We start from the raw sequence: 417 nt of genomic DNA, 5'->3' as shown, positions 1-417 counted from the left end.
TCTCATCACTCTTCCTCCTTCACCGGCCCCCGTTGTAGATAACCACCATCGAGGGAAAAGGGGCGGCGTTTACGGCGTTGCCGTCATCGTCCGTAAAATGCAAACGCCCTCGCACAAACCTGATTTCCGCCTTCCCATAAATGTAATCGTGAAAATAATTCGTGTCCGTCCGCGCTGGAATGAGCAGCACGATTGGAAAGCCCCCGCGGGCCTCTATAAACGCCTTTTTCACCCATTTCCCAATCTCGCGCCCATAAGGCGGATTGCAGAATACCGCGCCGCCGCGGTCCCAGCTTTGTGAAAGCCCGTCCGTCTCCGGCGTATAGTATAAGGGGCATTTCGCTGTCTTATCGGTAGCCGCGGGGTCCAGAACAAATTGAAATTCTTGGTTCAACTTATCAAAAAAATCCTGCGGCG

Annotated in this window: 1 protein-coding gene; it reads right to left on the bottom strand. The window is 53.5% G+C overall.

Going from position 1 to position 417, the window contains the following annotated elements:
* Nucleotides 1-19 precede the first annotated feature (19 nt).
* On the bottom strand, nucleotides 20-417 hold a 398-nt coding region (locus DPQ25_RS14400), incomplete at its 5' end, for a DNA N-6-adenine-methyltransferase (protein ID WP_112333766.1).

Origin of the sequence: Hydrogeniiclostridium mannosilyticum (assembly GCF_003268275.1) — a bacterium.
GTDB lineage: Bacteria > Bacillota > Clostridia > Oscillospirales > Acutalibacteraceae > Hydrogeniiclostridium > Hydrogeniiclostridium mannosilyticum.
The sequence above is the reverse complement of the archived record's forward strand: the minus strand, read 5'-3'. Positions and strand labels throughout refer to the sequence as shown.